The sequence below is a fragment of the Bacillus sp. JH7 genome, assembly GCF_001563515.1.
Lineage (GTDB): Bacteria > Bacillota > Bacilli > Bacillales > Bacillaceae_G > Bacillus_A > Bacillus_A cereus.
Map to the genome: position 1 here is coordinate 2,302,782 of NZ_LPUS01000001.1, position 9,088 is coordinate 2,311,869.

Sequence of the window (9,088 nt, forward strand, 5' to 3'; positions counted from 1 at the left end):
TAAATCTCTTTAGTTGTTAATTTGCCAATCTTTCTTGTTTACTATTAATTAATTAAAAAAAGAATTTTTTTGTTTAAGAGCTACTTTAAAATCTTAAATTGATGGATGTGTGAATGTACCGCTACTAAAATTCTTGCTTTTAAATCATTATTACTGTATTATATTTACGTATCAATATAAGGATTATATTATATAAAAAGGAATCAAATCTATAAGTAAGATTTAAATCCTTTTCGAAATCAAAAAGACTTTGTCAAAATCTAATATAATTTATGCTTGTCTTTTTAATATGTATCTAGTAAAAACATATTTTTTATCCATAGAATTCTGTTTTCAATGATAGGAATTAGTGTTCTAAACAAGAAACCGTACAAAGTGATCTGAAAAACCTGAGAGATATTGTATGTAGTTTGCTCATCTCCAGGTACTACAATAAAAGAGTCTTACCTTTCTAGGCAAGACTCTACTAGTTTAGTTGTATACTATTTACATGATAACTAAGAAACAGAAAACATATAACACCAAATAACAGCACCCTATTACTCCTCCTACAGCTAATACCTGTTTAACCCAACTCTTAAATTTTTGATTACTGTAAATCGCTTGCACTCTTTCCATATTTCCTCCTATTAAGCAGAACCCTTAAAGACTCTCACCTCGCTATAGTACCATTAAAAAATGAATAATAGAGATCTAATGTATAAATATGCAATATTGCATACGAAAATGTATTGTTATAATTGTAAGCGCTTACTATAATAAGGTTATAAAGATTTATTACATCTTAATACGAAAAAGAGGAGAGAATAATATGGAAATCGCAATGGCAGTTTTAAAATTTATAGGTGGAGCAATCCCATTAATTCAAGAACTACTAAAAGCATTTATGTAAATTCACTATTTAGCAATTATTTATAAAAATTATTATACAAATGATCTGTATATCAAAAATGAATTGGTTTACAGATCATTTGCGTGATCAAGGTCCCTTTAACATGACTAAGGGGCCTTTTTAAAATTTTTAAATAATTAAGGTTACGTCACATCACCATCAAGTTAGCAAAATAAAACGAAACTTTAACTTGATGGTGATGGGGTAACAGTTGTGATTTAGAGATAAGATCAGATTATACAAAGTTTTGCACGTCAGCGATACTGAAAATAAACTTCGCCTTTAGTAGCAAGAATCCCCAATAAAGATAGTCAACTTGCCTATTTAGGAATAAGAGTGTCAATTTAAATGATGCATTCTGAAACACTACTCTTCTTCTAAAATAGCGTAATAATATTCATCCCACCATTCATTCCCATGTGGTATACACTTCCTGAAATAGCCTTCTCTTCTCATTCCAATCTTCTCCATTACTCGATATGATGGGGTATTTTGTGGTTGACATGTCGCTATAATCCTATGTAATTTCATTTCCTTAAAGCCATATTCCAATGTAGCTTGTGCTGCTTCAGAAGCATATCCTTTATTGAAATATTTAGGATTGAACACCCAACCAATCTCATATGTATGCTCACCAAAATATTTATGAAAAACTATATGACCAATCAGAATATCTTTATCAATTAATACTACAGGAAAGTTCTTAGCGTTTTCACCAATGTTTTCATTCACAAAGTTTCTTGTATTTTCTTCAGTAAAAACCCCTTCAGGTATGTATTTCATAACATTGATATCTGATGTATACTCATGAACAGCTTGCCAATCTTTGAACTCAAATTTCCGTATTAATAACCTTTCTGTTTTTATAAACATTTACTTTTCCCCCTCAAAAAATTACAACTATATTTGAAATCCACATTTAACCCTTAAAACAAAAAAACTTGTAGGAATCTCTACAAGTTCTTTTTAGTTTAAGGCGAATATAAGGACCAAACAAACTATCTTACAGATTGACCGTAGAAACTTCAAGGGTAATGCTTTGACAAATATATTATATAACAAATATTAACATCTACAGAATTTATTTTTGAAAATTATGTGAATTAAGAAATAAAATAGTTTTTTCTTAGATATTATTGTTAATGACTGACGGTATCATTATATTTCATTCTGCAACTTATTTAGAAGAGCTATGTACATTTCGAAGAAGTTCTTCAATAAGTTTTGTTTTTCCATTTACCTTTGTGGCATATGTGAAATCACCATAACAATATGGATACCTAAAATTATTTTTATTTCCACCACAAGTATACATTGCTGGATTTTGATCAACTTTCATCTTAGAAAATTTTTTGGCCGAATCCTCCGAGTGTTGTTTAACTTCTTGACTAGCAATAAAATCAATATACCCTGGCCCCATATTATAGCTTTGAATAATTGTATCCATGCTAACATCTTTTTCCGTTCCATACTTGTACATTTTAACAAAGTGCTTTACCCCTTGTTTAATGCTCAAGCTTGTCTCTTGAATTTCATTTGGCTTTAATCCAAGTGATTCGGATGACTGCATAGGGTCGTTTCCCTCACCTCTACTCTCTTGGTACATAATTCCTAATAAAACTGCTGTTTTCTCTCCTAAATTATATTTTTCTAATTCTTTTTTCAAGGTAGATTCATATTGCAATACACGTTTTTCGGTGGCTAGCGCTTTATTTTTTTGAATATTGGTTTTATGATTAAAATATAGCATTCCAAGTATTATTCCTAAGCCTAAAATACTAATAAGGAACACTTTTATAATTTGTTTTTTACTTGTATCCTTCATATATTCCTCCTCGTATAAAAAATTTAATTTTTCAAAGGTAATTGGTTATTTACAAACTATGTAATGAACATCTATCTCCCGCCTTTTTAGTCTCAAACATCAATACTTTAAGGTTTTAAGTTTAATATAAAAATTTAAAGATAAGGTAAAGATAAGATAAAGATAAAATAAAGGGTATTTTTTAGCGTACTTTAAAAGATATTGCTACAAAGGGATATATGGGACAACTTGTTGATATGAATGGATTTAGTGATAATTGAAAGGTTATTGTACAAGTTATTAATTATGGAGACATCATTCCAGAAGATTTAATCCATCTTTTCAATATGCTTTATATAAAAACTACAACATAACATATAATAAAAAACGGCGAACCCTCCACCTAGGAGAATCCACCATCACAAATAACTGATTATTTCACACCAAGTTTTTTTGCTTTCTTAGGGATCCCGTCTTCCAGCACTTCCTCCCAAGCTGTTACACCTTGAATATGATGTGATTGCATTTGAAATAGGGCTTTGGGAAGCAGCAGCTGTTCAGCAAAATTTTGATAACTCAACCGCTACAGAAGCGATGAAACAATCCTTATACTCTGTATGGAAAACTGAGGAACTTGAACAATTATTTACCTATATGAAAGAACAAAAAGAAAAAGGAAAGCCACTCACATTAGCTGGTTTTGATATGAATTTGTTTTATAAATCTTCATTCCGCTCTTATGCAAAAGAATGGTTGCAAAAAGTAAATCCTGAAGTAAAGAGTGAATTTGATACAGCAGTGTCAGAGTTGATTGAACTGGATAGGTATTACAATAAAAATAAAACATATCCCTATGATCGGTTTAAAATGGAGATACAGCCCGTAATTAGCAAGTTTGAAAAGGTTAGAATGTTTATTCAGAATCATAAATCTGAATTGATTCAAGTTACACCACATCCTACGTATGATGTGAAAGTCAGAGGTGGCATCTCCTCACCTAACCTGACAGACTATTCTTTTTATATCCGAGATCAAAAAATGGCACAAAACTTCGCATGGCTAACTGAAATGCAGTATGGAAACAAACTGGCCCCCTTTAACAAGTAATAATTTGTTCTGCACCCATGTTGATAATTCTTCTGGTAATCGGAATGTAACGGAACCATGTTGCTCTTTTATAATGACATAGGGATTGCGGAATTCTTCTTGAATGCCGATTCCAATCACTTGATACAATTTCCTGCACTGACTCGGAAACAATATATTTGGAATGTCTAATGATTCAATTTCATGAAAAGAATGACGGAATCTCACATCCATTGCAAATACCATCACACCAACTCCCAGCTATACGTAAAACACAATTAGTATACCGATGAGATCTATGTTACGTGCAGAAATCCCCGTTTTCTCCCCAGACTTATCTACAAGAATAAAAAAGGAAACACAAGATATGTTCCCTTTTCACTATTTGTTTTCTACACTTTTAATTCCAATATTTCTAGATGCTGAATAGATCCGCCCCCTGGCAGGTAGACATCTTCCTCCTTCAGCAGGGATACGGAACTTTCCGTTTCTACTAGTGATGGAAGATTGCGCACGCCAAATAATAATACTTTTCCCCTATTGCCCAAATGACGTGGGGTATGCATGGAAATCGTAAGGTTGTTTATGCATGTAATTGTTCCTGTTCTTAAACATTTTCGGGTATCTATTTTTATTATGTTTTGCTTTTGTAGTATTTCTTATTTTTATTGTTTGATTGTTATGACTGGCACTTGCTCGTTTTCGGAAATTTCACTGTAACCATAATAAAGCAGAAAAAACAATAAAATAATTGTCCAAATAAATATAAACATTTTATAACTATACTTCATATGAAAAACCTCATTTTCCCTATATAAGTGAATGTACATACACCTTATAAATCCTATTACATAAATTATTGGATATTGCAGTAGTAGAGAATCATTAAGTATTAGAAATTGTTATTCATAAACATATCCAAGAAATCTTCAAAAAATATCATCTAGACATTTTAACATTTCATAAAAATGCACAGATAATATTTTTACGTTTAGCTAAGTAATGCTTATTATGTAATAAATCCTTATCTCTATTTCACCTTAATGTTTATATGTACAAGAGTCTGTGTAGCAACTAGGCTGTACTTTAAATATGTACTAAATTGTGTGTGGGAAAGGAAGCACATTTTATTTAAAGTTGTGACTTTGAACCCTTTAATTAGTTGGTAGTCTTCTTCATTCAGACAGAAAGGAAATTTAAAGTGTGCACCTATTTTCAACTCAGACTCTTTACTACACACACTCCTATACACATAAAACATCTATACCTTTCGTAACATTAAGGAAACAAAAGGAAATGATATAGAAATAATTATAATATTTCGTAACAACCTTGTAACACAAATGTAACACAATACATTTAATCGTACAATACTTTTTTAGCTAATTATCAACAAAGCATTGTTAATATCGTTCAAATTTAATAATGTTCCCATAAAGTAATACATATTGTTTGTGAAGTGTTTTTTCAAAATATAACGAAACCTACCATGACGGAGGAATGTTAATTCAATTTAAGAATAAATGGATTGATACCTTTCTAGCTTTTGTATCCCAATCATAGTATAGAGAGGACTATGGTTATCCAATAAATGTATGTGAACATATACAAGCTAAGCCTTCTAAATAATTACTGTAACTAAAAAAACAAGTAATTATACTTGTTTTTTTAGTTTACTTTCCAATATCGCAACAGTTTTATGTGCTCTCTTTTCCTGTCTACATTATTGGATGCATATTTTACTAAAGATAGCTTCTTTTTTTATGATTCTATTGAAGTAATTAATTGCTGACGTTCTTTATCTCTATAAATTTTCATTTCATGTTTAAACTCGTAATTTCCTACTTCAAATCTAGCCCATTCCTTACTTGTCCAATATACTACATCTACATTTTCTCTTAAGATTGCAAAACACACATCCACTAATTCATCTTCGTAAAATGGAGCTTCTTTTGCTAATTCAAAAGCAAGCACTTTTGGATCCTTAGTTTTAATTTGAAGTTCCCTAGAGGTTTGCCCTAAATACTGCCATGGCGATGGTATTGATTGAACTTGGGCATCTCCCCTATCTTGAAACTGTGATGGAGAATAATTTGTTGAAGCAAATGTAGGTTTACTTACTCCTATTGCTGTTCCTAAAACAACAGAACCAATAATAAGTTTTTTAATCATTTTTTCAGCCCCTTTAATAATTTTGGATATGCTTCATTTTTATACCACGTTCACAGTCATGTAAATGAAGATAATTTGACAGAATTCTGCGTTTTCCTCGAAAAATGTATATTAATTACACACCTTAAATTTACTAAAATCAAAATTGTTGGTTAAGGTAAATTTTTTTGTCGTAAGTATACACTTTTTGTATAAAAATTAGTTTTTTAAATATTTGCATACTTATTGATAAAGCTTCCTGCCATACCTTATTCGAAGCCAATTTACCTCTACCTACTCACTTCGCATTCCTTGAAGAAGGAATCTTCTTGACTAAAACGTATAAAAAAGTTGGGGATTTCCCCAACTTTTTTATACGTTTATTGTCTTATTAATCCTGTAGATGTAACCCCATATGTTCTTTTCTTTCCGATATATTCCTGTTTTCCATTCTCAAGGTTAGTTAAAGTCGCGCGTGTTTTTTCCTTTGCTGCTTCCCCTCCTATATGAGTAAATTCTATATAATCTCCCTCTTTTACAGGTACTGTTTGCGTTTCAGCATTTTGTTGTCTATTTCCCATAATTTCCTTATTGTACATAACGCTACCAGATGAGTTCTGGACTTTAATACTTGCATATGTGCTATTGAAATAAGAATGCGGTACACCGGTTTCTAATATTCGCTTTAAAACTTAGATATATTTAATATTTTTTCACTACTATTATTAATCAAATTATAGTATTTTGTATTAAAATCTTATGATTTAGGACTAAATAACTTAATTGATCACACTATTTGACTCATAATTATTTACCAGAAAAACGTTATGTAAACTTTCTATTTGTCAATTAGACAAAATAGTTTATTTGCTGGTACCTTATCATTAGCTAGAAAGACCCTACTAAAAAACGTAGACTCCTTTAGGTATCTAAACATTACATATATTTCAAACGTAGATTCCTCTATCGTTAACACCTGCCCAATTCCAGCGTTGTTTACAAGGATATCAAATGTAGTATCACCTATATATTTTTGAAGAGATTGATCCATCATTGAATACAATTTATTAATGCCATTAAAAGTACTTAAGTCTGCACGAATCGCAAATGCGGAACCGCCATCTTTTTTAATTTTATCCACTACACTTTCTGCTTCTTCTTTTCTTTTACTAAAGTGAACAACGACTAACGCACCAGCCTGTGCCAAATGTAAGGCAATACTTCGACCTATCCCTCTACTAGCCCCTGTTACTAATGCAATTTTCCCCTTCAATTTATTCATCTCATCATCCCCTTGTTTAAAAAAATCTACTTAGTTATATCACAAGATACGCTTTGAAATGTTGCTCACTAATTTGATATCCATAAAACCAAAAGGCCCACTCATAATTATAAGAGTCGGCCTTTTCACTTCACATATTCATTAGCTTTACATACAGCATCCCTAACTGTTATGTACTTTGTACTAAGTATAATAAAGACTCTAAATGGTATTATAGGTAAAGCCAACTTAAACTAAAGTTAATTCATATACATTTTGCTTAGAGTCTCTGCCTTTAAACAGTTCGTTTAGGATTCTATGCATATATTCAATAAAATTTCAGCAATGCCTGTATTTTTCATCTTTCATATTTTTCTTTGTTAGCTATGAGTATACTTAAAAAACTAAAAACTATTTGATAATCTTTTAGAATCTAACTTTCTTTTAATACTATTTGCTATTTCTTCAATATTTTCATTTAGAAAGAAATGATTACCTTTAAAAGAATGAAAAGTACACGTTTTACTTGTGTATCGTTTCCATTTTATTACTTGATCATATGTAGTAAATTCATCATTTTCCCCATTAAATATAAGAAAATCAATATCACATGGTTGTGTATTTTTGTCATGAATATACGTCTCAACGATTTTAAAATCTGCTCTTAGAATAGGGAGAAAAATCTCCATCAATTCTTCTGATTGCAGTACCCCAGATGGTGTACCTCCCATTGCAATAACTTCTCTTTTGAATTGCTCATTAGAAAGATTATGTCGGATATTTTTTATTTTACTATTTGGATGATTTCTACCGGACAAAACAAGAAATTCAGGCGATACGTTTTTAGAATCTTTTATTTTTCTGGCTACTTCATAGGCGATCAAACTTCCCATGCTATGCCCGAATAGAATGTAGGGCGAATCATCTATCTGCATAACTATTTTATTGTAGACATCATTTACTGCCTCTTCCATACTTTGGTACAAGTTTTCTTCAATTCTATATCCTCTGCCAGCTAACTCTATCGGGACTACCTCAATAGATGGATTAAAGTGATTTTTCCATTTTGCGTAACTAAACGCAGATCCCCCAGCATGTGGAAAGCAAAAAAGTTTAGTCTTCTGCATTGATTTTCTCCTTACTTTCAAATTTGTATATATTTTGGCAAATTGCATAAATGTCTTTAATTATTATCTCTTGCGGAAATTCATCCCTTGTTGCACAAGCAGATAACTTATAATTTGGATCAATGTTATATTGTTTAAAGTAAAAGTTTTTAGGTATATTCTTGTATGAAATTAAAGTTCGTGATTCTTTTTTTATAGAGAATGAATTTAATGGGGTATAAAGCCCTTTTCCAATCGTTTTTATATAGCTTTCTTTTAATGTCCATAAATCAAAAAAACAATTAATTTGTTCATCAGAATTCATATTAGATATATCATAAAATTCATCCGCTGAAAAAAATTCTTTTGCTAATTTAAGCGCCTCTATCTCTGAAATCTTTTCTATATCAATACCCACATTAAAATTAGCAGTAGTACAAACCACCCATTCTCCTGAATGTGACAGATTAAAATGAAAGTCAGAAAAATTTTCAACAAAAGGTTTTCCATACTCATTATATTTAAATCTAATTTCTTCATTATTAATTTTATACTTTTGGCAGATTAGAGATCGGATTAGTAAATCCCCTATCAGGGTCCTATTAACGTCGCATGAGTTTAATAAACGCTTCATTCGTTCTTTCTTCTCATTTGAAACTAAGTTACTAAGTTGCTTAAACAAATGACTTTCAATATTCTTTGGTATTTTCACAGCTTGAATGTGTATGATAAATCACTTCCTTTTTTAAAAGATGGCTTCATATATGTGCGTTACATAAATTCAAATT

General features: G+C 30.7%; 8 protein-coding genes and 4 pseudogenes. 4 read left to right on the plus strand and 8 right to left on the minus strand.

Annotated features, from left to right (window positions below; genetic code table 11):
• The first annotated feature begins 706 nt into the window (after positions 1-706).
• Entirely contained in the window at positions 707-892 is a 186-nt protein-coding gene (locus tag AU379_RS11615) for a hypothetical protein (protein WP_001987408.1), read from the plus strand.
• A gap of 366 nt (positions 893-1,258) precedes the next feature.
• Here the strand turns inward: AU379_RS11615 and AU379_RS11620 are convergent, their stop codons facing one another.
• Both AU379_RS11620 and AU379_RS11625 read right to left on the minus strand, forming a co-directional pair.
• Positions 1,259-1,765, minus strand: a complete 507-nt coding sequence (locus AU379_RS11620; RefSeq protein WP_000470144.1) for a GNAT family protein — start codon at positions 1,763-1,765, stop codon at positions 1,259-1,261.
• A 304-nt stretch (positions 1,766-2,069) separates the two neighbouring features.
• Positions 2,070-2,717, minus strand: coding sequence for a lysozyme family protein (locus tag AU379_RS11625; RefSeq protein WP_048568142.1), 648 nt, complete (start codon positions 2,715-2,717; stop codon positions 2,070-2,072).
• A gap of 212 nt (positions 2,718-2,929) precedes the next feature.
• Between AU379_RS11625 and AU379_RS30935 the strand changes: the two are divergent.
• Positions 2,930-3,052, plus strand: a pseudogene (locus AU379_RS30935) (vancomycin resistance histidine kinase VanS); the annotation flags it as partial.
• Between the two features lie 160 nt (positions 3,053-3,212).
• Positions 3,213-3,803, plus strand: coding sequence for an erythromycin esterase family protein (locus AU379_RS11630; protein ID WP_048568143.1), 591 nt, complete (start codon positions 3,213-3,215; stop codon positions 3,801-3,803).
• On the opposite strand, the gene AU379_RS29025 is transcribed toward AU379_RS11630, so the two are convergent.
• Positions 3,756-4,028 (minus strand): hypothetical protein, encoded by a 273-nt coding sequence (locus tag AU379_RS29025; protein WP_002164541.1) that lies wholly within the window; start codon positions 4,026-4,028, stop codon positions 3,756-3,758. The two genes, AU379_RS11630 and AU379_RS29025, sit on opposite strands and share 48 nt — an antisense overlap.
• 1,230 nt (positions 4,029-5,258) lie before the next feature.
• On the opposite strand from AU379_RS29025, the pseudogene AU379_RS30275 reads away from it, so the two are divergent.
• Positions 5,259-5,345: pseudogene (locus tag AU379_RS30275) on the plus strand (DUF2278 family protein); the annotation flags it as partial.
• A 198-nt stretch (positions 5,346-5,543) separates the two neighbouring features.
• Here the strand turns inward: AU379_RS30275 and AU379_RS11635 are convergent.
• The 5 genes and pseudogenes from AU379_RS11635 to AU379_RS11655 form a co-directional block, all read right to left on the minus strand.
• Positions 5,544-5,954 carry a hypothetical protein gene (locus tag AU379_RS11635; RefSeq protein ID WP_000592189.1) on the minus strand — a complete coding sequence of 137 codons (411 nt, stop codon included), beginning with the start codon at positions 5,952-5,954 and terminating at the stop codon, positions 5,544-5,546.
• Between the two features lie 359 nt (positions 5,955-6,313).
• Positions 6,314-6,610 (minus strand): annotated as a pseudogene (locus AU379_RS11640) (putative mucin/carbohydrate-binding domain-containing protein); the annotation flags it as partial.
• A 275-nt stretch (positions 6,611-6,885) separates the two neighbouring features.
• Positions 6,886-7,215: pseudogene (locus AU379_RS11645) on the minus strand (SDR family NAD(P)-dependent oxidoreductase); the annotation flags it as partial.
• A gap of 383 nt (positions 7,216-7,598) precedes the next feature.
• A complete protein-coding gene (locus tag AU379_RS11650; protein ID WP_061139283.1) occupies positions 7,599-8,321 on the minus strand; it encodes a thioesterase domain-containing protein in 723 nt (240 codons plus the stop codon).
• Complete coding sequence (locus tag AU379_RS11655; protein ID WP_016109990.1) at positions 8,308-8,934, minus strand: 4'-phosphopantetheinyl transferase superfamily protein; 627 nt, start codon at positions 8,932-8,934, stop codon at positions 8,308-8,310. The genes AU379_RS11650 and AU379_RS11655 overlap by 14 nt, the downstream gene beginning before the upstream one ends.
• Between the last annotated feature and the right edge of the window lie 154 nt (positions 8,935-9,088).